General features: G+C 37.2%; 23 protein-coding genes and 2 pseudogenes. 23 read left to right on the top strand and 2 right to left on the bottom strand.

Translation table 11 applies throughout. The features are described from left to right. The first annotated feature begins 3 nt into the window (after nucleotides 1–3). The 11 genes and pseudogenes from nrdR to J0J33_RS09435 form a co-directional block, all read left to right on the top strand. Nucleotides 4–453 (top strand): transcriptional regulator NrdR, encoded by a 450-nt coding sequence (gene nrdR, locus J0J33_RS09485; RefSeq protein WP_003134132.1) that lies wholly within the window; start codon nucleotides 4–6, stop codon nucleotides 451–453. Between the two features lie 33 nt (nucleotides 454–486). Continuing rightward, nucleotides 487–1,650: a DnaD domain protein gene (locus tag J0J33_RS09480; protein ID WP_019293202.1), complete on the top strand. Its 1,164-nt coding sequence runs from the start codon at nucleotides 487–489 to the stop codon at nucleotides 1,648–1,650. 2 nt (nucleotides 1,651–1,652) lie between these two features. Continuing rightward, nucleotides 1,653–2,537, top strand: a complete 885-nt coding sequence (gene dnaI, locus J0J33_RS09475) for a primosomal protein DnaI (RefSeq protein ID WP_019293201.1) — start codon at nucleotides 1,653–1,655, stop codon at nucleotides 2,535–2,537. Next, nucleotides 2,530–3,246, top strand: coding sequence for a nitroreductase family protein (locus J0J33_RS09470; protein WP_206887621.1), 717 nt, complete (start codon nucleotides 2,530–2,532; stop codon nucleotides 3,244–3,246). Before dnaI ends, J0J33_RS09470 begins: the two co-directional genes overlap by 8 nt. Next, entirely contained in the window at nucleotides 3,243–3,863 is a 621-nt protein-coding gene (locus J0J33_RS09465) for a pentapeptide repeat-containing protein (RefSeq protein WP_019293199.1), read from the top strand. The genes J0J33_RS09470 and J0J33_RS09465 overlap by 4 nt, the downstream gene beginning before the upstream one ends. Before the next feature lie 209 nt (nucleotides 3,864–4,072). Then, complete coding sequence (locus J0J33_RS09460; protein ID WP_206887618.1) at nucleotides 4,073–6,010, top strand: PTS sugar transporter subunit IIA; 1,938 nt, start codon at nucleotides 4,073–4,075, stop codon at nucleotides 6,008–6,010. Between the two features lies 1 nt (nucleotide 6,011). Then, nucleotides 6,012–6,311: a PTS sugar transporter subunit IIB gene (locus J0J33_RS09455; RefSeq protein WP_206887615.1), complete on the top strand. Its 300-nt coding sequence runs from the start codon at nucleotides 6,012–6,014 to the stop codon at nucleotides 6,309–6,311. A gap of 50 nt (nucleotides 6,312–6,361) precedes the next feature. After that, complete coding sequence (locus J0J33_RS09450) at nucleotides 6,362–7,729, top strand: PTS ascorbate transporter subunit IIC (RefSeq protein ID WP_019293196.1); 1,368 nt, start codon at nucleotides 6,362–6,364, stop codon at nucleotides 7,727–7,729. Between the two features lie 129 nt (nucleotides 7,730–7,858). Then, nucleotides 7,859–9,859, top strand: a complete 2,001-nt coding sequence (gene tkt / locus J0J33_RS09445) for a transketolase (RefSeq protein ID WP_206887612.1) — start codon at nucleotides 7,859–7,861, stop codon at nucleotides 9,857–9,859. A gap of 335 nt (nucleotides 9,860–10,194) precedes the next feature. Next, entirely contained in the window at nucleotides 10,195–10,410 is a 216-nt protein-coding gene (locus J0J33_RS09440; protein WP_019293194.1) for a hypothetical protein, read from the top strand. Nucleotides 10,411–10,640: 230 nt separating this feature from the next. Then, nucleotides 10,641–10,814 (top strand): annotated as a pseudogene (locus tag J0J33_RS09435) (FAD-dependent oxidoreductase); the annotation flags it as partial. Nucleotides 10,815–10,897: 83 nt separating this feature from the next. Here the strand turns inward: J0J33_RS09435 and J0J33_RS09430 are convergent. Beyond that, nucleotides 10,898–12,202 (bottom strand): ISL3 family transposase, encoded by a 1,305-nt coding sequence (locus J0J33_RS09430; protein WP_089202021.1) that lies wholly within the window; start codon nucleotides 12,200–12,202, stop codon nucleotides 10,898–10,900. Between the two features lie 140 nt (nucleotides 12,203–12,342). On the opposite strand from J0J33_RS09430, the pseudogene nox reads away from it, so the two are divergent. The 4 genes and pseudogenes from nox to J0J33_RS09410 all read left to right on the top strand — a co-directional run. After that, a pseudogene (gene nox / locus J0J33_RS09425) lies at nucleotides 12,343–13,512 on the top strand (H2O-forming NADH oxidase); the annotation flags it as partial. 156 nt (nucleotides 13,513–13,668) lie between these two features. Then, nucleotides 13,669–15,120, top strand: a complete 1,452-nt coding sequence (locus J0J33_RS09420; RefSeq protein ID WP_206887609.1) for a helix-turn-helix domain-containing protein — start codon at nucleotides 13,669–13,671, stop codon at nucleotides 15,118–15,120. 220 nt (nucleotides 15,121–15,340) lie between these two features. Continuing rightward, complete coding sequence (locus tag J0J33_RS09415; RefSeq protein ID WP_206887607.1) at nucleotides 15,341–16,015, top strand: WxL domain-containing protein; 675 nt, start codon at nucleotides 15,341–15,343, stop codon at nucleotides 16,013–16,015. Nucleotides 16,016–16,036: 21 nt separating this feature from the next. After that, the gene (locus J0J33_RS09410; protein WP_191672791.1) at nucleotides 16,037–16,462 is read left to right on the top strand and encodes a hypothetical protein; all 426 of its coding nucleotides are present in this window, start codon (nucleotides 16,037–16,039) and stop codon (nucleotides 16,460–16,462) included. 50 nt (nucleotides 16,463–16,512) lie between these two features. On the opposite strand, the gene J0J33_RS09405 is transcribed toward J0J33_RS09410, so the two are convergent. After that, nucleotides 16,513–17,277, bottom strand: coding sequence for a class A sortase (locus J0J33_RS09405; RefSeq protein ID WP_206889247.1), 765 nt, complete (start codon nucleotides 17,275–17,277; stop codon nucleotides 16,513–16,515). 302 nt (nucleotides 17,278–17,579) lie between these two features. Between J0J33_RS09405 and J0J33_RS09400 the strand changes: the two genes are divergently transcribed. The 8 genes from J0J33_RS09400 (at nucleotide 17,580) to J0J33_RS09365 (ending at nucleotide 25,342) form a co-directional block, all read left to right on the top strand. Next, on the top strand, nucleotides 17,580–17,915 hold the full coding sequence (locus J0J33_RS09400; RefSeq protein ID WP_019293368.1) for a hypothetical protein: 336 nt from the start codon (nucleotides 17,580–17,582) through the stop codon (nucleotides 17,913–17,915). A gap of 25 nt (nucleotides 17,916–17,940) precedes the next feature. Continuing rightward, nucleotides 17,941–18,762, top strand: coding sequence for a WxL domain-containing protein (locus J0J33_RS09395; RefSeq protein WP_019293367.1), 822 nt, complete (start codon nucleotides 17,941–17,943; stop codon nucleotides 18,760–18,762). 26 nt (nucleotides 18,763–18,788) lie between these two features. Further along, complete coding sequence (locus J0J33_RS09390; RefSeq protein ID WP_206887604.1) at nucleotides 18,789–19,574, top strand: WxL domain-containing protein; 786 nt, start codon at nucleotides 18,789–18,791, stop codon at nucleotides 19,572–19,574. 36 nt (nucleotides 19,575–19,610) lie between these two features. After that, complete coding sequence (locus J0J33_RS09385) at nucleotides 19,611–20,324, top strand: WxL domain-containing protein (RefSeq protein WP_206887602.1); 714 nt, start codon at nucleotides 19,611–19,613, stop codon at nucleotides 20,322–20,324. Nucleotides 20,325–20,513: 189 nt separating this feature from the next. Beyond that, entirely contained in the window at nucleotides 20,514–21,644 is a 1,131-nt protein-coding gene (locus J0J33_RS09380; RefSeq protein WP_206921714.1) for a DUF916 and DUF3324 domain-containing protein, read from the top strand. Between the two features lie 63 nt (nucleotides 21,645–21,707). Further along, a complete protein-coding gene (locus J0J33_RS09375) occupies nucleotides 21,708–22,736 on the top strand; it encodes a WxL protein peptidoglycan domain-containing protein (RefSeq protein ID WP_165716943.1) in 1,029 nt (342 codons plus the stop codon). Next, nucleotides 22,733–23,302: a hypothetical protein gene (locus tag J0J33_RS09370; RefSeq protein WP_165716942.1), complete on the top strand. Its 570-nt coding sequence runs from the start codon at nucleotides 22,733–22,735 to the stop codon at nucleotides 23,300–23,302. Before J0J33_RS09375 ends, J0J33_RS09370 begins: the two co-directional genes overlap by 4 nt. 12 nt (nucleotides 23,303–23,314) lie before the next feature. Beyond that, complete coding sequence (locus J0J33_RS09365) at nucleotides 23,315–25,342, top strand: RTX toxin (RefSeq protein WP_206887596.1); 2,028 nt, start codon at nucleotides 23,315–23,317, stop codon at nucleotides 25,340–25,342. Nucleotides 25,343–25,345 lie beyond the last annotated feature (3 nt).

Raw genomic sequence — 25,345 nt, 5'->3', positions numbered from 1 at the left:
GCTATGAGATGTCCAAAATGCCAATCTGAATCGTCACGAGTAGTAGATTCACGTCAAGCTGATAATATGATTCGTCGTCGACGTGAATGTGAAAATTGTGGAAACCGTTTCACAACTTTTGAGCGGATTGAAGAAATGCCACTTTTGGTCATAAAACGTGACGAAACCCGTGAAGTTTTTAATCGTGATAAAATTATTACTGGAATAGTGCGCAGTGCCCGTAAGCGACCAGTGACAAGTGAATCTATTGAAAAATTGGTTGATCGTGTCGAACAGAGAGTACGCCGCTTAGAGAAAAATGAAGTACGTACCGAAGTTATCGGCGAATTTGTTATGGAAGAATTAATGGATTTGGATGATATTACCTATGTTCGTTTTGCAAGTGTGTACCGTTCCTTCAAAGATGTGAGTGAAATCGAAGATTTACTTAAAAAGATTACGAAAAAAGACTAACGGTTCTATAAAAGAGAAATAAAAGGATGAACTATGAGACCAGGCGATTCATTTTCTATTCTAAATCGAGGAAAAATCAGCTTTGATGCTGATACTTTTTCGCTACTTTACTTGCCCATTATTGGGCGAGATGCTTTTGGGCTTTATCAACTCTTGCGCGTTTTTTCGACGGGCAAGATTTCTCATTTTTTAGAGTATCTTGATTTTGGTCTCAATCCTTTTATTGAAGCTTTAGATAAACTTTCAGGGATTGGGCTCGTGCGGGTATTTGACCAACAACCGGGCTATCTTATGGAGGTAAAAAGTCCTTTAACTTTTGAAGAATTTTTAGCAGACGAATTTTATAAGCAATTATTGATTTCACGTATTGGGGAAAATAAAGTTAAAGCTTTGGCAAAAAAACATGAACCGGATGCTTTGGAAATTACAAAAAAATTTCATGAAGTTTATGCTGTGAAATTTGAACCGACTCAGACAGTCGTTCAAGCAGAAAAATTTGACTTGAACTCTTTTAAGAGCATTATGGAAAACCAACATTTGACTTTTGCAAATGAAAATCAGGATATCTTGACCCTCTATGGTTTGGCGGAAAAATTTGATCTTAACTGGTATGAATTATTTAAAGCAGCTGAGCAAACTGCCAATGCTGATAAGACTTTAAATACAGCTAACTTAACAAGAATGCTTGCTGGGAAATCGGAACCTTTGCCTGCCTTATCGGAATTTCCTAAAGGTTTTCAAGATTTGATTGTTATTAGTAAAGAAGTTTCCCCGCGTGATTTTTTAAACAAGCTTAAACAACAAGCTGGTGGTTTTGCTTCGCAAGAAGAACTGAAGATTTTGAATAATTTAGACAAGCAAAATATTACTGATCAAGTACAAAATATTTTGATACACTATGTCTTGATTCAACAAGGGAATGCGAGTCTCAATGCTCGATTTGTCAATACTCTGGCAAATGATTGGCTGCGCCATAAAGTATACAATGCGGAAACCGCAGTGAAAAGAATACTGGAGCGTCAGCAGCAAGCAGAACAAAAGCAAAAAAGTAATAATAATTATAAAAACTCAGGTAAGCTGGTCAAAAAAGCGCCTCAATGGTCCAATGCCAGCTATGTAAACACGACCAGTGCAGAAGATATTGCCAAGTTCGAGCAATATAAGGCTTCCCGCCGTAAGGATAAGAAGGAGAATTGAGCATGGAATCAATTGGAGAACTTTTGAGTAAGCGCCCAGATGTACGTGGAAATTTTGACAAGCTCGTTGCTGAAGTGATGAAAAATGAACAAGTTCAAGCTTTTATTTCTGAAAATCAAATGACTGAAGATGAAGTACAGCGTAGTTATTCAAAGTTTTATGAATTTGTTAAAGAGCGAAAAAAATTTGAAGAACATGAAAAAAGGGCAGCTGATGGCTATGAACCTGTCTTGATTATGAATCATGGTTACGCAGATGTTTCCTATCAAACCACAGCAGAATTAGCTCATCGTCAAGAAATCAGCAATCAATTGCGTCGTGTTCAAATCATTGGTTTACCTAAAGAGATGAAGCAAATAGATTTTTATGCAGATGTCTTCACAGACAATCAAAATCAATTTGACTTGTTTCGGAAAGTGGAAAACTTTATCGACAACTTTCCCCAAGAAAAAGGGATTTATATTTATGGTGACTTTGGCGTAGGGAAGTCCTTTATTATGGCCGCAATGGCAAATGAGCTCTCGAAAAAAGGCATTTCCACTACTTTATTACACTATCCAACCTTTATTTCTGACCTTGATTTTGACAATGCGAAATATTGGGTCAATGAAATTAAAAAAGTTGAAGTCTTGGTTTTAGATGATATTGGTGCCGAACTCAATAATGCCTGGGTACGCGATAGTATTCTGCAAGTTATTTTACAGCATCGTATGCAAGAAAATCTTCCGACATTTTTCACATCAAATTTAAATATGACAGAGCTTGAGTTACATTTGGCTGAGACTAAAAAAGCAGATGAAATCTGGCCAGCAAAACGTGTCATGGAGCGTGTGAAGTATTTAGCGTCTGAAGTTCGTTTAGAAGGAGTAAATCGCCGACATGAATGAGACAATTGATCTGATGATGCAACATAGTTCAGTACGTAATTTTACGGATGAAAAAATTCCAGAACATGTATTAAAAACGATTGTTGATGCGGGACGTGCAGCACCAAACTGGAAAAACTTTCAATCTTATTCGGTGATTCTTGTGCAATCTCAGGAACAAAAAGATGCTATTTTTGCCCAACAGCCCCAAAAAGCAATTAAAAATTGTGCTGCTTTTTTGGTTTTTGTTGGAGATCTTAATCGAGCTAAAATAGCAGTCGAAATGAACGGTGGTGAGTTTCAACCAGAAGGTGTAGAATCGCTTCTTATTACTTCAGTCGATGCTGCAGTAGCTGGTCAAAATACATTACTTGCTGCTCAGTCTCTTGGTTATGGCGGTGTAATGGTCGGTTTAATTCGTGATCAAGCACGAGTAATTTCTGAGATATTAAACTTGCCTGATTACACTTATCCGATTTTTGCTGTGGCTCTTGGAAAACCTGCACGTGTAAATCCAGTAAAACCTAGATTACCTTATGAAGCTGTTGTATTTCCTGATAAGTATATTCCACAAGATGAAGAAGTACTGCACGCCTATGATAAAGTTCAAGATGATTATGCTGGTTCACGTCGTCTCAATTCCACATGGTCAAGTCGAATGGTTGATCAATGGGGAAAACCAGAGCTAAAAGCTTCAACAGAGAATCTTAAAGAAAAAGGACTTTTATGAAGAAAATTCTTTCACCAAAGCTTCCTACTGAGTTAGAAGTTGTCGATTTTACTGCCCTTGAAGATAATGAAGCCTACCAAGTAGAGTTGAAAAATCAAGAAATCTATTTAGAGGAACGACAACTTTTCAGTGGCTGTCGTCTACAAAATATCAATTTTGAGTTAGATGTGACTGCCGATTTAGAATTTACGGATTGTGTTTTTGAAAAGTGTGATTTTTCTAACCTTATCTTTTCTAAATTTGGCTTTTATCGTTGTATTTTTAAAGATTGTAAATTGCTAGGTACTGAATTTACTAATGCTTTTTTGCAGGATGTCCAATTTCAGGATTGTTTGCTTAATTACGTTAATTTTTCAAGTGCGCGCTTGAAGAATGTGCTCTTTGCAGACAGTATGATGAAAGAAAGTCTTTTTATTGCTAGTCAATTTAAGCAGGTACGCTTTGAAGGGAACGACTTGGAGCTTACGAATTTCTGGGAAACTACTTTATCTGGGATTGATTTTTCAAGTAACACCTTTGAGCGCCTTGACGTGAGTCCTGAACTGGCTAAAAACATTAAAGTTAATCTAAGTCAAGCAGCTTTTTTTGCTGCTTTACATGGAATTGAGATTGTCTAAGTCTTGGAAGATTCAAGACTTTTTATTTTAAAATAGCCTATCAGAATTGACCATTTAATTTAAAAACCGCTTTAGCTCAAAGCGGTTTTTAAATTAAAAAAATTTTTAAAGAAGAGTCCAATTACTAAAGAAAACGTTTTCTTATTTTGGACCCAACAGCTTAATTTCGAAGCAAAAATTAGGCTATAATTTAATTGTGAGGAAAAAAGATGCTTAGTTATAACTTAGATATCCTACTATTTTCAGAAAGACGTTTCTGGAAACTCGATAAAATACTCGAAGTTACTGGACTCAAAAGCCATGAATTTCAGAGACAACTCGTCGAATTAAATCAAATATTGCAAGATAAAAATCAAAGACCGCTAGAATTTACCAATAATGTATTAGCGATACCTGAAAAACTAGAAAGTTTCGAAGAAATCCGCTTTAATATCGAAGAATATGAACTAACATTGAGCGAAGAGAAGCGTCAACTCCTGATTTATTTACTTTGCTTTTCTAAACGTTCAGTATTAGCCATCAGTAATTTTCAGTCCCTTTTAAATGTAAGTCGAAATACTGTCTTATCTGATATTAAAAAGTTGCGTCAGCAGCTAGATAACGAAAACATACGTTTAGAATACTCACGTAAGTTAGGCTTTTACCTCCGAGGGGCATCGAAAGAATTACGTAAAACGACCTGGCGTTTCTTACAAGAACTCCATGAAGAGAGTGATTACTATGTTTTGTCGAAGCATCTCAATCTTAAAAATCCCCTCTTTATACACCAAGTAGGACAGCAGATCAGTCGCTTAATTGCTGAATTAAGTGTACAGGTTATCCATAGTCGATATCTTCCGATGCTGATATACCTTGCTTTACTTCAATCACATCTTGGAGAAACAGATCTATTTCAGGAAGATGTACTGGAAGTAGAAGCATTACTGATTGGCATGAGTGATGGCAACTTTGAAAAGTCTGGTTTTGATTTTCTTTATCGTATTGGCTTTGAGATTATGGAAAATGTAATGAAACTTGCAGCGGTTCAGTTTGAAGATTTTACAAAAACCTTCGCTGCCTTACGTGCCCATCTGGTTCCTGCCTATTTTCGACTGAAATACCACTTCGAAATAGAGAATGTTCTTTTGGACAAAATAAAAACAGATTATTCCTCTCTGTTTGAATTAATGGACCTTGCTTTATCACCATTACACGAGGCTTGTGGAGAAATTTCCGAAGCGGAACGCGCCTACTTTGTCATTCTCTTTGGTGGAGAAATTTATAAAAAAAAGTATACACAAAGTTTTCGTGCTATTGTCTTATGTGTAAACGGTATAAGCTCAAGTTTAATTATGCGTAAACGATTGGAAAATATGTTTCCCAGCATGACTTTTATCCTGAGTACAGCCGTCTCTGATTTGGACAAAATTCCTGCTTTTTCTTATGATATTATCTTTTCGACAGTACCTGTGATGACTGATAAAAAACTCTATGTTATGTCAGCTTTTCCAGACAGTGAAGAAGAGACAAGACTTTATAATCGCTTAGCACAAGATTTTAATTTACCTGGCTTTTATAAACCAAATGCTAGAGCTATCTTACGTGCTATTGAACCTTATGTCGACATTAAAAATAATGCGACCAAGAAGCAACTGGCACGGATTATTGACCGCAAGCTAAACAACAAAAAGACAGAAAGTGAGGCATTAGGTGTAATGCTTTCAGATTTATTAACTAAAGAAAAGATTCATTTTACAGATGAGAAACTTGACTGGAGGAGCGCAATTGAGCTTGCAGCTCAGCCTTTATTGAATCAAGGAGAAATCGAACCCTCTTATATTTCAGCTATTATTAATCGTGTAGAGGAATTTGGCCCTTATATTGATTTAGGTATGGGCATTGCGTTGCCGCATGCGCGTCCTGAAGATGGGGTTAAAAAGCTCGGTATGTCATTTCTTAGATGTGAACAACCAGTATATCTTCAAGATGATCCCAAACATGAAATAAAGATTTTCATTGTACTTGCAGCTATTGATAATGAAACGCATCTTCGCGCCTTATCTACTTTAACCCAAATATTATCAAATAAAGATGAACTCAACAAAATGCTAACTGTAGAAACAGTAGCAGAACTCGAACAAATTTTTGCAGAAAAAGAAGGAGAATAATATGAAAATCGCATGTGTATGTCAATCAGGATTAGGAACAAGTTTTATGGTACAAATGAATCTTCAAGCCCTTTTACAAGAAATGGGCTTAGATCTTAATGACTTTGAACTTGATCATATGGATGTGGGATCAGCTACACCAGATTCTGCGGATTATTTCTTTGTGGAGTCCACATTAACAACAGCTTTGCCTAATATTCCAACAGAAAAGATTGTACCATTGTCTTCAATTATTGATCGAGATGCTGCTCGTGAAGCACTGGTTAAAGTCTTAGATGAAAGAGGGATTGCCCACAACTAAGCAAAAAAGTAATTAAAAAGAATCGAAAATAAACTTAGGAGAACAAAAAAATGAATGGAGTTTTAAACTTTATTGTCTCTGTTGCGACGACGCCCGCCCTACTTGTTGGTTTAATTGCCATGCTTGGACTAATCTTACAAAAGAAACCAGCAACAGCAGTTATTCAAGGGTCAGTGAAGACCTTTGCTGGATTCTTGGTCTTGGTTGGAGGAGCTGGTATCTTGGTGGGTGCGCTTGCACCTTTTGCCGATATGTTCCAACATGCCTTTCATGTGAAAGGTATTGTCCCAACCAATGAAGGTGTGGTTGCCTTAGCACTCGTTGAGTACGGGACACCGACGGCCTTGATTATGCTTGTCGGGATGATTGTGAATATTCTACTTGCTCGCTTTACACGATTTAAATACATCTTCTTGACAGGTCAAGCCATGCTCTATGTTTCTTGTATGGCGGCGGTGATTCTTGTTTCTGCCGGAATGGGCGAAACTTGGATAACCATTCTTCTTGGCGGTATCTTTGAAGGAACGCTTTTAACAGTCACACCTGCTATTTGTCAGCCATTTATGCGTAAAATCACAGGAACTGATAATGTAGCGATGGGACACACAGGTAATATTGGATATGCTCTTGCAGGATGGCTCGGTAAAACTTTTGGTGATCCTGATCCTGAAAAATCAACAGAAAAGTTGAACATTCCTAAATCATTGGGCTTTTTACGAGATTCAACAGTATCCATTTCCTTACTGATGGCTGCAGTCTATATCCTTTTAGCCATAGCCGCAGGTCCATCTTATGTCGAAACAGAGCTTTCTAGCGGTACAAACTTTGTGATTTTCTCTCTTGTTCAAGCAGGAACTTTTGCAGCAGGATTTGTCGTTGTTCTACAAGGGGTGCGTATGATTTTAGCCGAAATCGTACCGGCTTTTCAAGGGATTGCCCAAAAATTGGTTCCCAACTCAAAACCGGCTTTGGATGTACCAATCGTCTTTCCTTATGCACCAAATGCGGTATTGATTGGTTTCTTCGTTTCATTTATCACAGGATGTTTATCGATGGTTGCGATGCTTGTTATGGGGACAACGGTTATCATTCCGGGTGTTGTCGGGCATTTCTTCTGCGGTGCAGCAGCAGCAATATTCGGTAATGCCAATGGCGGACGACGTGGAGCAGTGATTGGAGCAATTGCTAATGGGCTCCTCTTATCTTGGTTACCTCTTTTCATTATTCCATCTTTAGGTGCTTTCGGAGCAGATGCTTCAGCCACATTTGCGGATACAGATTACCTGATTCCAGGTATCATTGTTGGCCGAGTTGGTGAAATGGGATCTGGTGCAATTGCCACTCTGATCCTAGGATTTCTCGCTGTTGTCCTGATTCTTAGTGCAGTCTTAAATGCCAGAGATAAAGCCAAAGCTTAAGTCAATGTCAATGTTTACAAAAATCAGTTTTCGCTCAGGAAATCTGATTTTTTAGTAAGATGAAAATAAAAAACGTTTTCAATTATGTTATAATAAAATGTATTATCAAAAGATTAAATGGAGAAAAATATGTTTGACAACACCGATCAGTTAGCAGTAAATTCAATCCGTACTTTGTCAATGGATGCTATCCAAAAAGCAAATTCTGGACATCCAGGATTGCCAATGGGTGCGGCACCAATGGCTTATGTTCTTTGGAGCAAGTTTTTGAATGTGAACCCACAAACAGGGCGTAAATGGTCTAACCGCGACCGCTTTGTCCTCTCTGCAGGACATGGTTCGGCAATGCTTTACAGTCTTTTACACTTGGCAGGCTATAAAGTATCAATGGATGACTTGAAAAACTTCCGCCAATGGGGCTCAAAAACTCCAGGGCATCCTGAAGTAGACTGGACAGATGGTGTAGAAGCGACTACAGGTCCTTTAGGACAAGGTATCGCCAATGCTGTCGGTATGGCAATGGCCGAAGCTCATTTAGCTGCTACTTACAATAAACCAGATTTTGATATTGTAGATCACTATACTTATGCCTTAAATGGTGACGGTGACCTTATGGAAGGTGTTTCTCAAGAAGCAGCTTCACTCGCTGGTAAATTAAAACTCGGAAAACTTGTGCTTTTCTATGATTCAAATAATATCTCTCTTGATGGTGATTTGGATAAATCATTTATTGATGATATTAAAATGCGTTTTGAAAGCTACGGTTGGCAACATATCTTGGTTAAAGACGGCAACGATTTGACTGAAATTGCAGCAGCTGTAGAGCAAGCAAAAGCCGAAACTGAAAAACCAACAATTATTGAAGTTAAGACTGTTATTGGATTTGGTGCTGAAAAACAAGGCACTTCAGCAGTACACGGTGCTCCTCTTGGTGCAGAAGGCATAGAATTTGCGAAGAAAGCTTACGGCTGGGACTATCCAGAATTCACTGTTCCTGAAGAAGTGACTGAGCGTTTCCGTCAAACATTGAATACACGTGGCGAAGCTATGGAACAAGTATGGAATGATACTTTCAAGGCTTATGCTGAAAAATATCCAGAACTTGCTGAACAATATGTAAAAGCATTTGAAAATGAAACTCCTGAACTTGACTTAAGCAAGCATGAACTTGGTTCAAGTAAAGCTTCACGTGTAACTTCACAAGAAGCTATCCAAGAACTCTCAGCACAAATGCCAAACCTTTGGGGTGGTTCAGCTGACTTATCAGCATCAAACAATACAATGGCTAAAAATGATACAGACTTTATGCCGGATAACTATGCTGGTCGTAACATTTGGTTTGGTGTCCGTGAATTTGCGATGGGTGCAATTATGAACGGTATTGCCCTTCACGGCGGTACACGCGTTTATGGTGGTACATTCTTCGTCTTCAGTAATTACATGCTTCCAGCAGTACGTATGGCTGCACTTCAAGAATTGCCTGTTACCTATGTTTGGACCCATGATTCAATCGCGGTTGGTGAAGATGGTCCAACACACGAGCCTGTTGAACAATTGGCTTCAGTACGTTCTATGCCAAACTTAGATACTATCCGCCCTGCAGATGGTAATGAAGTAGTTGCTGCATGGCGTCGTGCAGCTTCAAGCAAAAAACGTCCAACAGCGCTTGTTTTGACACGTCAAAACTTGCCAGTTCTTGAAGGAACAGCACAATTGGCTGAAGAAGGCCTCAATCGTGGTGCCTACATTCTCTCTAAAGAAGAAGGTGAACTTGAAGGAATTATCATCGCGACAGGTTCAGAAGTAGCACTTGCGCTTGAAGCTAAAAAAGAGTTAGGAAAAGGTGTACGTGTCGTTTCTATGCCTTCAATGAATATCTTTGACGAACAATCTGCAGAGTATAAAGAAGAAATTCTTCCGAAAAATGTCTGCTGCCGTTTGGCTGTCGAAGCAGGAACAAGCTTCGGCTGGGCGAAATATATTGGTTTAGTAGGAGCTACAGTCACAGTGGATAAATGGGGCGCTTCAGCACCTGCCAATATCGTTTTACCAGAATATGGCTTTACAGTAGAAAATGTTGTTAAAACATATAAAGAAATGAAAGACAACTGCCCTAAAGATTGCTGCTAATCGAAAATCATGCGGTAAAAAAGCTTTTGTTGCACTGAGACTTGCAGATTATGCTATAATAAGTTCATGCGATGAGTCGATCTTCTACTTTAGTAGATTATTGAAGCACAGGAGTTCTGGAACATTTGGTTGTTCGTGCAGGAAGCATGAGAACTTGTTAGCGCGTGTGAACCGCTCTGACACAACGAAAGTTGCCTGAAAGATCTCTCTTTTGAGAGGTCTTTTTTTTGTGAAATAAAGCGTGGAAAGACCAGTTGTTTCCTTTGGAATTAATGATATAATAGAGGTGTGTAAATCTATCTATTATATTTTAGGAGAGACTATTGAGCGTAATGATGTACAGCCTTTTTGATGTAGAGGGTAATGCAGAAGCGATAATATCTTATACAGAAAATGCGATGAAAAAAGAAGGAAAAACTTCAGAAGAAATAGAATTGTATAAATCTGAAGTTGAAAACAGTGATTATCCCGGACTTGTCAGTGTATCTGTGAGTATGTTGGATGAGTTGAATGGGATGCACACCCGCCAAGAAGTGAAACATATAGAGTAGGTAAAAAGTAGAGTATTTCAAAAATACTCGCTTTTTTGATAGAAAAATAATAATGTCCTGAAAGAATCTAAAATGTAGGAAAAATAAGGTTTCTAAGCCACTGAATTTGTGAAGTTTGTGAATTCACAAACTTCACAAGCGCTTACAAAAGAAATGCGAAAGAAGTGTGCTAAACTTATATTGTAAAAATATTTACAAGCTTTTACAATAAAAAAAGGAGATTTTCCAACATGAAAATCGTTATTATAGGCACAAATCACGCAGGTATTGCTGCGGCAAATACATTATTAGACAACTATCCTGGTCATGAAATTACCATGATAGACCGTAATAGTAATATGAGTTACTTGGGCTGTGGTACAGCTTTATGGGTGGGTCGTCAAATTGATCAACCGAATGAACTTGGCTCTTTGTCAAATCGGACTGATGAGTCGGATATATAAGATGATAAACTTGAGATTACTCTCAGATTTATCATCTTTTTTAGTTATTTAATTTTAATAAGGCCGTTTATCAAGAAAATTCTTATACGCATATTTGTAAATGAGTTGAATCCATAGGAAACTCTTTTAAGTGTTTTTATATGAGTGTTCTTAGCTTCAATTTTTCCATTGGAAAAATTATATTTAAGAGCGTTTCTAATACCTTCTTCATAGGAAATCAGATTTTCTATTTTATCTCTAAATTGTGTATCCAAGCTATCAGGTAGATTTTTCAATAGTTCGAAAAAGGAACGGTCATCTTTGTTTCTAAAGTGATACATTAATAAATGGAAAATGTCATAAGCTTCTTTTAGTTCAGAAGAAAATGAGAGTAGTCGATCAATCACCATAGATTCCGTTAAAAGATGGTACTTTGGAGAAGGAAAACTTCTCCAAGTTTTGAACTCTGAAATGGAAATATTTGTTTGATTTTTTAGAAGTAATTTCCAGTTTGATTTTAATTTATTTGCTTTTGACTTTTTCTTATTGGTAATTAATCTCTTCATTTCTCGGACTCTAAAATCATTAAAAGCGGTGTTCAAATGCTTCACAATATGGAACCTATCAATGATTAATTTAGCAGTAGGAAAGACATTTTTAGTTAATTGAAAGTAAGCAGCATTCATATCTGTTACTAAAAATTTAACTTTTTCCCTTTCCTCCAACGGAGAGCGATTGAAGTAAGGGATTATTTTATCTAATTTCCTACTAGGTAAAATATCTACTAATTCACCTGTTTCTCCATCAGCACATATGAAGCTCATTTTATCTTCATAACTAGCGTGAGATCTAAACTCATCTACCATTAAAACTTCTGGAAAACTCCGTGGTTTAAGTTGTTGCGGGAGTTGTGATTCAACTGACTTAAGAACTCTTAAAACTGTAGTTAATGAAACGTGGCATTGTTTAGCTATAAATGTCATAGAGATTTTCTCAGTTAATAATTCTAAAATTTTCAAAGTAATAAATTTACTGATATGACAGTTTTTTTCAACAATAGAACACTGTGCCGTCCAATTGTGCGAACAGCTTTTACAATGGAATCGTTGTTTCTTCAGTTTTAAAATAGTGGGCATATTTTGATAAGAATCTAACTGAATAGTTACTTCCTTTTTTCCATTTCTAACAACTACACTTTTCCCTTCATTATCAACAATAGTTGAACCACAGTTCCTACAAGCCGAAGGCATGGGAGAATAGACTCCAAAGATAACTAAAGTGTTCTTCCCTTTAATTTTATATTCCTCCGTATTTGTTAAATCTAAATGTTCATCTGTAATTCGTAGCATTTTTTTGATATGATTATTCAAGACATGTCGTCCTTTCTATCTTAGATTTTTGGTCGTACTTAAATTTTACTAGATAGACGACATGTTTTATATTTAAATAAACTAAAAAAGGACTGATGAATCAAAATTTGATTCATCAGTCCTTTAAATTATAGAGCCATGAACTTTTCTATGCACGACCAGATGATTTTGAAGCAAAAGGTGCGAAGGTGTTGACTGAAACTGAAGTATCGTCTATTGATTTCGAGCATAAAAAAGTGTATTCTACAACAAAATCTGGAGAAGAGCGTGTGGAAGATTATGACAAACTTATTCTTGCGATGGGTTCAAGACCAATCATTCCCAAAATTACAGGTAATGAATTAGAAGGTATTCATTTTCTCAAACTCTTTCAAGAAGGACAAGCAGTAGATGAGGAATTTGCTAAGGAAGAAGTGAAACGTATTGCAGTTATTGGGGCGGGTTACATCGGTACAGAAATAGCTGAAGCAGCAAAACGCCGTGGAAAAGAAGTTTTATTGTTTGATGCGGAAAGCACATCTTTAGCTTCATATTATGACGAGGACTTTGCGAAAGGAATGGACGAGAACCTTTCAAATCATGGAATAGAGCTTCATTTTGGTGAAACTGCTGAAGCTTTTAAAGGTACAAATGGTCGGGTTTCTCAAATTGTGACTAATAAAGAGACTTACGATGTGGATATGGTAATCAACTGTATCGGTTTTACAGCAAACAGCGCTCTTGTGGGAGACAAACTCGACACACTTCGAAATGGAGCAGTGAAGGTAGATAAACATCAACAGACAAGTAATCCCGATGTCTATGCAGTTGGAGATGTAGCTACGATTTATTCAAATGCTCTACAAGATTTTACATATATTGCTCTTGCTTCTAATGCGGTACGCTCAGGGATTGTCGCTGGACACAACATTGGCGGAACAGCCCTAGAATCAGCTGGTGTTCAAGGGTCAAATGGTATCTCAATCTTCGGCTATAATATGACTTCTACAGGTTTCTCTGTTAAGGCCGCTCAAAAATTTGGTTTAGATGTTGCTTATACTGATTTTGAAGATAAGCAAAAAGCTTGGTTCCTGCATGAAAATAATGATAGCGTGAAAATTCGTATTGTTTATGAAAAATCAAGCAGACGCATCGTAGGTGCGCAAATGGCGAGCTATGGGGAGATTATCGCGGGAAATATCAATATGTTCAGCTTGGCTATCCAAGATCAAAAAACAATTGATGAACTTGCGCTTCTCGATTTGTTCTTCTTGCCTCACTTTAACAGTCCTTATAACTATATGACTGTTGCTGCTTTGAAGGCTGAATAACATCAAAATGTAACGTTGACATTAAAGGATATGAGACATAAAAATCACTAAAATATACTTTAGTGATTTTTTGTTAAATTAAGTTACATTTGTGCAATATTGTCTAATGTTATATAATAGAAAAAAATTGACGAGGTAAATGGAGGAGACGGTATTGTGTTAAAATATTTAGACGAAGATGATTTTAAAAAACTTCAAATTTTATATTATTTAGAAAATCATCATCTCTCTACGGTACTTTTTGATGACTTAATTGAAGAATTGCACCTTAATAATTATCAAGTTAAGAAGCTCTTATCTGAGATACAAGCAGAAATTAAATCTTGGAAATTAGAGAATTATTACCTCATTGATCTCCAGACGCAGAAAAGTTTCGTACGTTACGAAAGAAGAACCCAAGGAAACATTATGCTGCTCTTAAACCATTGCGTTAAGAGATCACAGATGCAAGCCTTGATTCGGGCAATCTTTACTGAAGAAGTGAACAAAATTGCTGAACTCGAAGATGTCGTCTTTTTATCAAAGTCAGCCACCTATAAACTGGTCAAAAAATTTACGGATTTAACCAAGGAATATGATGTAACTATTGATAAAAACATGCGCTTTGCTGGTGAAGAATGGAAGATTAGAGAGTTTCTCTATAATTTCTATCATACCTTGTATGGCGATCTTTATAAGAGTTTTTCGGAAGATGTAGCGACGGACCTTGAACAAATGATAAAAGCTTTAGAGGAGATAGAGGGGCTTTTTATCCGGGGCCTAAGTTTAACAGATAGAACAAAATTGTTGTATCGTCTCTTTGTTATCTATACGAGAAATTATTTAGGAAATAAGGCTTCAGCGCAAGATTTCATGAAGATTGACAGTCGGTTTATTGAGCCCATAGCCCAGATTTTACGGCATTATCTCGATGGTTCTAATGAAGACGTCTTGGAAGAGACCTATGAGCTTCTTTATTTTCTTTCAAGTGAGAGCATTACGGAACATTGTGATTTTAAAATTCCAACGAATGTAAGAGAGTTAACACTAGCTTTTACGGAGAGTTTCAATACTAAATTTAAAGAACACCAAAACGAACTAAACCAAGCAGAAGTACAAGTAGAGTTAAACAACATCCATCTTCGCTTATTGGTTTCTCTAAGAGCAAACTTTGATGTATCCAGTTTGAATGATTTTAACTTCATGGGCGAAAATTATGAAGATATTGAGCTCTTTTGTAATAACTTTGCAGACAAAATGTTATTGGATACGCGGTATGCGGCTTTATTTCAAGAAAAACACCAAGCCCTTGTTCGTGAATATATGTTTTTAATTTTGTGTCATACCACTGCTTATCGTACGAGACGTCCAGTAAAGATTTGTGTGGACTTTTCATATGGTATTTCTTATAACAGATATATTCTTGAAAATATCAAGTCACTAGGATTTTTAAATATTGAAGCCAGTGAAGGAAAAAATAAAGAAGATATTGACATCTATCTTTCTAATCTTCCTTCGCGAGAAGTTGAAGCAGAACAAATTATTTGGGCATCACCACCCACATCTTATGACTGGGAATTTTTTGGCAATACAGTAGTTAAAGTAAAAAAAGACAACTTTAATGCCTAGTTGTTTTTTTTTTTTTTTTCAAAATAAAATAAAAAATGACTTCTTTACGCTTAAATGTTAAAATTACCATAACTAAGCAAATGAGAAGAGTAAAAGGATGAAGTAAAGGATAAGAAGTATGGTAGGATTATTATTCGTGTTCCTATATTTTAAACGGCTTCACATTGAAGCACTTCAACACTAAGCAATAGATAAACTTCAAGGAAAGGAGGGAGAAGTAATGAAAACCTTTATTGTTATGCTGTTGCTCTTGTCTTCTGTGCAGTTGACAGAGCTAGGAGAGGCAGAAGAAGCTAAAGTTAACTATGGAAATGATGCAGCCATCCAGTATTCGACGGGTGAATTTTCAATTGACTTTGTCAGCAGTCTGGATTTTGGGACAAATAAAATTTCCAACCAAAATCAAGTTTATTTTGCACAAGCTCAACGTTATTATAAATCGACACTTGTTACGCCTAACTTTATTCAAATAACAGATAATCGTGGCACATTAAAAGGCTGGACACTTAAAGTTTACGAAAAGGAACAATTTAAAGCAGAAGAGTATTCTCAATATCAAGAGTTAAAAGGCGCTGCTCTCTCTTTTCACAAACCTATTTTAGTAACGAATAACAATGCTCAACAGCCTCAAGCTTATGAGGTAAGAAACTTGGTGCCGGGAGTTGAAACGCTAGTGGCTCAAGCCAAAGTTGGGGAAGGTGTGGGCACTTGGATAATTCGTTGGGGAAATAAGGAAGATCTCTTTTCAAGAAGGTTTTCTATAGGTGCTAAAGAAATCCAAAAATATTTTACTTCATCCGTTAGTCTTTATGTTCCAGGCGATACACCAAAAGAGGCTACAACTTATCGTACAAACTTAACATGGATATTAAGTGAACTACCAGATAACCAATAAAATTAAAAAGGAGTAACCCTGATGAAAAAAGCAAATAAACGAGCATCTAAGATTACTTATTTGTTTGTTTGCGGGTTTGTATTGTTATCTTTTAGTTTAGCAGGGCCAAAGGCTCAGACTGTTTCTGAAGCAGCTGAAATTATGAATCCGCTCTCACCTGACGATAAGGTTATACCTCAAGAACCAGAACCCATTACAGTACCGCCGGCTTCAGAAGAGGAAAAAGCTCAAACACCACCTAAAAAGTCTGAAGCACAAGGTGACAGAAAAGAAGAAAGACAGAAAAAGCAAGAAAAAAAGAAGAAAATCTTTTTTGCACCAGACACAACAGTTGCACTTGAACAATCACAAAAAATTAGAATCTTAGATGGAGATACATCTACATCAACGACTACGGGAAAGGTTCTGTCCATTATGTCAGGGCGTTTGCTCTTTGGAAGTAAGTAATAATAATAAATAAAAAAATCACATCAGGTGATTTTTTTATTTATTATTTGTCATAGTCTCCAGATATAAATAAGAAAGACTAGAGCAAGTATTAGAACAACCAAAAGTGGTAGGAGAAATTTCAACCAGTAAATTTTTGTTTGTTTTTTTTGAATAGCGTTTTGCTTCTCGTGGAAGGCAGATTGGGCTTTTTTTACGGGAGACTCAGTTACTTTTTTAGCAGTAACAAGTACACGATAAGGTGTTTCGGTGGAGCTGTTACAAGTGATTAAGTAGAGGTAATTCGGGCCTTTATCTTGCAGTTCTGAAAGATCAGTTTCTCTAATGATACGGTTAGACTCAACTTTATAAGCATAATAATTATCGAAGTAGCGAACATATACATCGGCACCGTTTTCTAGCTCTTGAATGCCTCCGAAAAGAAGACTGGAGTCGTACTGTACATGATGGCCAATAATCGTCAAGCTATGGGATTCAGGGTTACGATCTGGAAAGAGGCTTACAGTTCCCTGAGCCATATTTTCTTGTGTCAGTCCTACAAAGATGGGTTGACTAACGGCTACGCTTGGTGCAACAATTTGTCCGAGAGCACTTTTGTTTTGATTCACTGAAGCTTTAAGTACATCTTTTAAGCGAGGAGCCTGAATTGGCTCAGGATCAGCTACATCTTTTGGCAAATCTGTTCTTATGGTTTCTGTTTTCATAAGTTGAGAATGGGTAGCTATACTAAAATATTTTGAGAAAGGAATAGAAAGTATGCCCAGCATTAGAATTAAGAGCAGAGTAATCAATATTTTTAAATGTTTTTTCTTCATTTTTGTTCCTTTCATATTTTTTTAATCATAGCAAAATGAAAATCTTTTGTAAATATCCTCTTTTATTTTGAATTTGAATGCAGTATTTTTTCAAAAATATAGAAGTTGTAATCCTTTGATTTATAAGGGATTAGAGCATTATTTTTTATTTTTTTTTGTTGAAAAAATATAAAAGAAAAAAGACAGTAAAATAAGATTGACTTAAGAACAAGCCATGTGATTAAATAAGAGTGTGGTTTGAAGTGAGTGACGTCTAACTTCATGACCTCAAATTAAACAAAGCTAAAAGAGTTGGAGGTGAAATGTTAAAGAAAATTTTATGTGTTATTATTCTCCTGACGGTTACAGGTTCTCTGGGGGCTCAAGCTCAAGCAGAAGATGTGACATACAGCAATCGTGACAGTATCGGCTTTGTCGGGGAATATGATTTTAAGGATCAACAGAAAGATAACCAAGATAAAAATAACGGTTTAACTTCATCTGAAAATAGACAAATTGGAAATACAATTCCCAATGCTGGGGATTCAAACTCTTTGCCCTATCTCGTGTTCTCTGCTCTAGGAGGACTGCTCATCATACTTAGTACAAGAAGTATAATCAAAAATAATTACCAACATAACTTAGAAAAAAAGATCTAGAAAGATTTTAGTAGGCGTACACATTATGAACAAAATTATATTGAAATCAACAGCCACATTAGCTACTTTGATGGCTATTGCTCCAATCGCTGCCACATCAGTATTTGCGGCAGATGCAAACTATTCTACTCCAGGAGATGTAGAATTTGTCACAGGCGATACAGGCACAAAACCTGTGGACCCCGAAAATCCAGGAGCAACAGTAGATCCAGAAAACCCAGATCCAAATATTCCAGTATTGCCACCTGTAGAAGTAACAAAAGGTTTGAGCTTGGACTTTGCATCAAGTCTTTCATTTGGACAACAAAAAATTAGTTCAACAGATGAAATTTACTATGCACATGGACAGAAAGTTCTTGATGGAAGCGGTACGGTCAGTGGTATTGTTCCGAACTACGCTCAAGTAACTGATGTACGGGGGACTTTTGCAGGATGGACACTCTCTGTAGCGACAGATGGACAATTCAGAGAAAAAGGTACAGATATGACTGCAACACCTGAAGCGGGCGCTCCTCTTGGAACATACTTGACTGGTGCACAACTTAAGTTCAGTAAAGGTGTATCAAACGGAACAGTTACTGGGGCAAAGCCTTCAAATGTTAATGCTTCAACATTCGCTTTAAGTACTTCAGATCAAGTAATCATGTCAGCTAAGGCTAATGAAGGTATGGGAACTTGGACCTATGCATTAGGAGCTACAGCGGATTACGATGCATCTGCAACAGCAAAAGATGCCGTTGCTACTCAATCACCAATCACACTAACTGTTCCGGGAAGTACAGCTAAAAAAGCTTCAGGCTATACAACAAACCTTATCTGGAAACTTTCGGATACACCAGGAAACTAAAAACTGGTTGATGAAAGGCAGGTAGAATGAAAAAAGAACTCGTATATAGTACAAGCTTGATTCTGGCTGCAATAGTCTGCGCTATTTCTTCAGAAAGTATTATAGCTGAATCTGTAAATTACTCATCGTTTGGTCAAGTTGGTTTTGTTGCTGGAAACGAGATAACGCCTCCTGTCAGTCCAGGACCAGAAGAACCAGGCAAGCCCGTTTCTCCTGTATGGCCTGGAGGAGTTACGCCTCCACCCGGAACACCGGGGCCTCTATCCATAGATTATGCTTCATCGTTTGATTTTGGAATTAATAATATTTCCACTCAAGATAAAATATACTATGCAAAGTCGCAAAAGTATGCAGATTCGACATTGGAAACACCAAATTATATCCAAATTACCGATAATCGCGGAACGACAGCGGGATGGACTTTAAAAGTTCGAGAAGTAGCCCAATTTCACCAAGAAAATACAGCTGCAAAACATCCAGTTTTAGAAGGCGCAATGCTTTCTTTAGTGAATCCCAAAACAGTTTCCTTGAACGAGGATACACCGCCAACTGCACAAGAAGTGCTTGATCTTGTTCCTGAAAAAGAAACAGTAGTGGCAACAGCCGTAAAAGGTGCTGGTGCCGGTACATGGATTATACGATGGGGCAGTGAACTTGTAGTGCAAGATACACTGAACCAAGCGGAACAACGTGTAAAAGAGAACTTTAGTAAGGATGTTCAGCTTTTTGTTCCGGGAAAAACGGTTAAGGATGCGGCTTCTTACACCACACAACTGAATTGGATTCTTTCTGAACTTCCTCAGAATGGTTGAAAATCATACAAAAATAAATAATAAGGAAAAATAAAAATGAAAACTAAAAAGATTATTTCTCTCGCAGCACTTGCTCTAATTGCTTCATCTACTGGAGCATCAACAGTCTTTGCGGCTGACGGCGGAGTGTATAACTCTGACAGTACAATTACTTATACTCCGGCAAGTGGTCCAACTGATCCAGTTGATCCAGGTAACCCAGGAATTACAGTTGATCCTGAAGGACCAAAAAACCCTGGTACCGATGGTCCTCTCTCAATTGATTATGCGTCGAATTTTAATTTTGGTACGCAAGAAATCACTTCTGCTGATAAAACATATTTTGCAGCACCAACAACACTCACGGATAAAACAACACGTCCAAACTGGGTCCAAGTTACAGATAATCGTGGAACACTTGCTGGCTGGTCCCTTTCTCTTCAAGCCTCAGAATTTACAAACGGAAAAACAGGTACAGGTTCTGTATTGAGTGGTGCTACTTTGAAACTTGAAAATGGTCATATTGTTTCAGCTTCCGATGCAGCAGCAGACCAATCGGTAGCTTCTGTAACCTTAACACCTGGAACTTCATCAGGGACAATCCTTGGCGCTACTGCCGGTAAAGGGGCAGGTACAAACTTACTTGTGTGGGGAGATGATACAACTAAGGCTTCTTCTGTTTCATTAGCAGTCCCAGGTAAAACAACAAAATTAGCTGATACTTATAAATCAACCCTAACGTGGACATTGACAGATACTCCAGCAAATTAAGTTTTTTAACTATATGAGCAGCTTTTATGTGAAAGCACAAAGGGAAAATACATATCAAGTAAAAGCGAAACTCACAGCATTGTAAATTTTTCAAAGAATTATATTTCCCTCTCGCAAGAGAGGGAAATAAGGCATTATTTATACAATTATTATTTATCTTCAAAATATCATAATCGAGGTTATACAAAAATGAAAAACTTAAAAAAATGGGTCGCTCTTACAGTTGCACTAACAGGAATGGTTGCCTTTGGGAAACCAGCTTTTGCCAATCAGTTTAACTTTAGCGTAAAAGCAATTCTTCCGGAAAATCAGGCAAGCAAGGCATCGTATTTCGATATTCTTATGGCACCAGGGCAAGAACAGACACTTTCTGTAGAACTGAGCAATTCTACGGACAAAACAGTTACTGTTGAGCAAGGTTTAGCAAGTGCAACTACCAATCTAAACGGGGTCGTAGAATATTCGCCAAATAAAATCAAGCCCGATGCTTCATTAAAATATAATATGAAGGACTATGTCAAACTTGATCAAGAAATTGTCCTAGCTCCCAAAACGACAAAAACTGTAAAAATCAATGCGAAGATGCCCAATTCAGCTTTTAAAGGCTATATGGCTGGCGGATTGACTTATAAGGAAAAGTCAAGTGAGGACAAAACAACAGAGACTAAGGGAATTAGTATTCAAAATGAATATGCTTATGTAGTTGCACTTTTAATGAGTCAATCTCAAGATAAAGTAAAACCAGATTTGAAACTGACAAAAGTTTCTCCTGATCAAGTCAACTATCGTAACGTCATCAATGCTAACTTGCAAAACCCAACAATGGGCTATCTCAATCAAATGCAGTTATCCGCAACTGTTAAGGGACTGGATAATCCGAAGATTGAGTATAAATCAAGCAAAGAAATGATGCAGATGGCGCCAAATTCTAACTTTGACTATCCTATTTCTCTAAATGGTGAGAAATTACAAGCAGGAAAATATCAAATCAAAATGCTGGTACATGGTCAAAAAGACGAGAACGGCAAATATCTTGTTAAAGACGATAAAGGAAATGAAACAAGATATAGATATGAATGGACTTTCACAAAAGATTTCGAAATCGCAGCGGACAAAGCGCGTGAGCTTAATAAAAAAGATGTGACCATAAAAGAAGATAATTCTTGGATGAAATGGTTAATCCTTGCCTTGATTCTCTTACTTTTGATCTTTATTCTTTTCTTTATCCTTTGGAAACGTCGTAAGAAAGAAGAAGACGAAAAAGCGGCTCGTATTGCTGAGCTTGAGCAAAAATTAAATGAAAAAGAAAATAATAACTAAAAAATATTGGCAGTTTTTGATGCTTGATAGTCTAGCTGGGATGTAAGAAGAGAGGTGAAATAAATGCAAAAAAAAATCATCACACATTCACTTTTGTTTTTTGTAACATTTCTGTGCATGATAACAAGTGGAAAAAATGTCCTTGCTCAAGATATTGGTGGTGCAGATTTTTCTGCCCGCCCGATACTTGAAAAACACCAGACAAATGATAAGACAGGCTACTGGTGGCTTGATGTCCAACCTGGCGAAGAAATTAATTTAGAAATTCAGATAAATAATGGCAAGCAGAAAAATACTTTTGACATTACTTCAAATCAAGCTGTTACCAATCCGAACTTCGTGATAGACTATAGTTTAAAAAAAGAGGAAGCTCATAAGTATCTCTCTAGTACGAAACTGTTCGATTTTTATAATAATGTATTCATTGGTGATAGTAAGAAACCTGGCAGTAAAACCATTGTTTTACAAGCGGGAGAATCTAAGAAAATACCAATCAAAATTAAGATCCCTGATTCTTGGAAGAACAATATTTCGATAGGAGGAATCAATGTTACCCGCCGGGCCACAGAGGAAGAGAAAGGGCAAAGTTTAGTGAATATTTATAGCTCAGCTTTTGCGTTGATTCTTCAATCGGGCAGGCAAGACGATTCCTTTTCAGTTTCCTTATCTGCAGCTGATTTGAAAACGGATGAACAGTCTATTCGGCTTCAAAATTACAAAGATACTCTGCAAGAAAAAACAAAACTTCAGGCAACGATAAAAGATCAAAAAGGCATATTATACTCAAGTTTAGATTATAGCTCAGGAACAATTGTTCCCTATGCCAAAATTGACTTACCGCTAAATGTAAAAAAAGAATTAAAAAAAGGTAATGAGTATGAACTGAGTATCAAGGCGACCAAAGAAGATAAAACTTTAAAGGAGACTTACCTTCTCAAAGTTGACGATAAAGGAAAGGTCCAGGTTACATCAGAGCTTACACCGCAAAAAAATAAAAGCTTTCCATTAATAATGCTTAGTCTAGCTGCTTTAGTAATAGGTGGAGCAGGAATAATAATTTATGTAACAAAGAAAAGAAAGGTAAAAAAATGAAAGGGAAAATGAGAATCCTCATCCTAATGTCCTTGATGACTAGTGCTATTTGGCAACAACACAGTACTCAGGCAGATACAGAGATAGATAAGGATAATGGCACTGCAAATACCTATATTACTGTTACTGCACCCACAACTGATAATCTCTACCTTACACAAGCTCCAGACTTTAACTTTGCAAATACGGAAGCTTCTACAAAAGGTTCTATAACGACAGGAGGTACAGTTCCTTATAGTATAGTTAATATCACGGGGAATGCAAACGGATATAATTTGCAACAGAAAATTAGTGATTTCACAGGAACTATTGATGGTCAAGCAACAACGTTACCACTAAAATTCTTTAAAATTACTGTTGCTGACAATGCTTCAGGTACGATAAAAGGGAGTAATGCGGTCAACATTTTGGGACAAGCAGGACGTGTTTTGACGGGGCAAACAAATGCTCAAGGAAACCAAAGCAGTGGAGCTGCAACTGCTGAAATTCAGTTGGATCCAACTCAAACCATAAAACCCGGTGCTTACCAAGCTACGCTTACTAATACACTCGTACAAGGTTTATAAGGAAATAATTTTATGAAAATAAATAAAAAATATATCACTCCACTCTTGATAGCGGGTACGCTTTTGACCTTAACAGTAGTAGGAGAAAAGGCAGACGCGGCAGTATTGACGGGCAATGTGGATACTTCTGGTGCAGTTACAGGGACGGCAGGTGCAACATATTACAGTACGAATAGCTGGAAGGACATGCTGGACACCTATCAGTCTGTCACTCCAACGGCTGCTTCCAATAATACGATTTATTTTGATGTTGTTGGGGATGTAGCAGGTGATACAAGCATTGGCGGTACCGGTTATTCAAGTACAACCAATACAAATAATGGAGTTTCAATTGTTGAAGGTAAAAGTCTATCTATTAATGGTAATGGTCATATGCTCTATTTAGACACTGATACAAATTATACAACAGCGGGCTCAGGATCAGGTGCTGGTGGAGGAACTATTCGCGGCCCATTTCGTGTCCCTAATGCTGGTGTAAGTAGTTCTACAACCTTAGCAGTTAAAAATGCCAGTATAACCAACAATATTACCGGTGGTATATTTCAATCAGTCGGTACAGGAGGATCCGCTCCAACCTTTGTTTATGAAGATGTGACAGTTACAAATGGAGCACCACGCGCAGCAGCTCAACCAATCCGAAATGACAATGGAAAAATACTGTTCTATGGAACCAATACCTTTAATATTCAACAAGATAATAATATGACTTCAGTAGGACTAACGGGAGCTGATAACCAAGGTGAATGGATTCAAGGTGGAAAATGGGTTGAAGTTGTCACGGGAACGACAACCCTAAACCAAAACTGGGGATTTGATCAACCTTATTATACATATTATAATAACTCACATACCATGAAAGTGGATGATAGTGCCCAACTTGTTTGGAATTTAAACGATACTTATTGTATGTATTATGATGACGGGAACAGTGGTCCAATGGTGTGGGACATTGGTAATAATGCTGCTTTCGATATAAAAGGGACAGCTGCTACTGCTGCAAGGTATAGTGGTGGGTGGTTCTACGCTGTTGCTAATAATTCTTGGACGGTAAATATCGGCAATAACGGGAGATTGGCCGTAACAACGGGTGGTGGCCGCATTAATGTTAATGGTTTTACAGGGACCGGTGTTGTCAAATGGAATGTTGGTCAAAATGCAACTTTACTTTTGAACAATTTAAAAACTTCTGGTAGTCTAGTTTATGGAAATCCTGGAACTGGCAGTGGTATAACGTTAGATGATCCTAAAGTAGTGACCCTAAATACCCTAGGAGGATCAGTTTTTGATCCGACTGTGAATTCGAGTAACAATTTTCCTATAACGATAGCAGGAAATGGATTAAGGACTCATACATCAACTACAGCAGCTGTATTTGATGCAAGTCTCCCAGATCTGGTTACACCTAACCAAAATAACCTAAGTACGGGTGATATCTGGTACAGACAAAACACAGGAACAATTACTGGCTTAGGTGCTAATGCCAGTTCTAATTTGGTACCTAATAATTATTCTAGCGCCGATTTAACAGGGATGAAAACTGCCAAATATATATCTTGGTATCAGCCAATAGGCTTCTGGATGGTTGCAGCTAAATCATCCATGGCAAGAAGTTTTAATATCTCTTTAAATCCAAATGATAGCAATGGTACACCAGCTGATAGCTCTTGGTCAAATCTAATCAATGGAAATGAGACACAAACATTGGTAGTAGGGGACGATCGAGGACAAGCGCCAAACTTTAATCTTTCGGTAACAATGATGCAAAATAATTTTGCAGATAATATCGATTATTATTGGAGTAATCCTGCCAATCCAGCTGATAACAAAACTTTAGGTACGGGCTTGGCTGTGTCTATCGCCTCAGTAACTTCAGATACAAGTTTACCTTCTTTTATTTCAATGGCTAATGCAGGGCAAAATTACACATTGACTGCTCCACAAACTTCGGGAATAAAAATTAAAGCTAAAAATACACTACTGACACAAACAGGAACACCATCTGGTATCTTTAAATATACCATCGCAGATGGACCAGCATAGGAG

The sequence above is a fragment of the Lactococcus sp. LG1267 genome (genome assembly GCF_017309545.1).
GTDB classification, from domain to species: Bacteria; Bacillota; Bacilli; order Lactobacillales; family Streptococcaceae; genus Lactococcus; species Lactococcus petauri.
This window is presented reverse-complemented; position numbering and strand designations above follow the sequence as displayed.